Source organism: Flavobacterium odoriferum (assembly GCF_025499515.1).
GTDB lineage: Bacteria > Bacteroidota > Bacteroidia > Flavobacteriales > Flavobacteriaceae > Flavobacterium > Flavobacterium odoriferum.
Genome location: NZ_JAMKFA010000050.1, coordinates 1 through 627, shown reverse-complemented (window position 1 = coordinate 627; position 627 = coordinate 1). Strand labels below are relative to the sequence as shown.

Annotated in this window: 1 protein-coding gene; it reads left to right on the top strand. The window is 29.7% G+C overall.

Annotated features, from left to right (window positions below):
* Positions 1 to 89: 89 nt before the first annotated feature.
* A complete protein-coding gene (locus tag M9Q43_RS14080) occupies positions 90 to 563 on the top strand; it encodes a hypothetical protein (RefSeq protein WP_262319497.1) in 474 nt (157 codons plus the stop codon).
* The last annotated feature ends 64 nt before the right edge of the window (positions 564 to 627 follow it).

Sequence of the window (627 nt, the reverse complement as noted above, 5' to 3'; positions counted from 1 at the left end):
GTGTTGGTTCAACGCCACTGAGAGCAAGCCGCAGAACGTTAGCAGTCAGGTTAAAATAGAATGGCGAAAAAACTTAATCAAAAACCAAATTGAATACAAATTTCTTAATAACTAAAGATTTTGACAGACTCAGTTTACATGATTCTGGAGTAGAAAAATTTTATAAAGAAGGAGAAAATACCATTATAGAATTTGACTGGAGTTTTCTCAAAAATTATTCAGAAAATGGAATCGACGAAGGCATTGTTTTAGGTAAAACAATTATGAAAGTAAAAGGTTATAAAAATGAAAAATTTAGATTAGATTACTCTGGAACTGCTAATTTTAAGAATAAAAAACCTGAATATATAATTTATAATCAAAACCTTTTTAATTTTTGGGATGTAATAATGGAAAATTCAACAGATGAAAATAATAACTCATTCAAAATAAGTGGATTTTACGAAGACAACATTTTTTGTTGGATAGATTGGACTTTTGAATTTGAATCAATAGAAATAAGCTGGAAAAACCACGTTCTTCACAAAGATTGGCTTAACGGACATTTAGTTATTGAAAAATAAACCCGAACTGCTAACAGCGGTTTGCTGCAAGTGGGGCTTTAAGGCTAAATTTAATGTTGGTTTT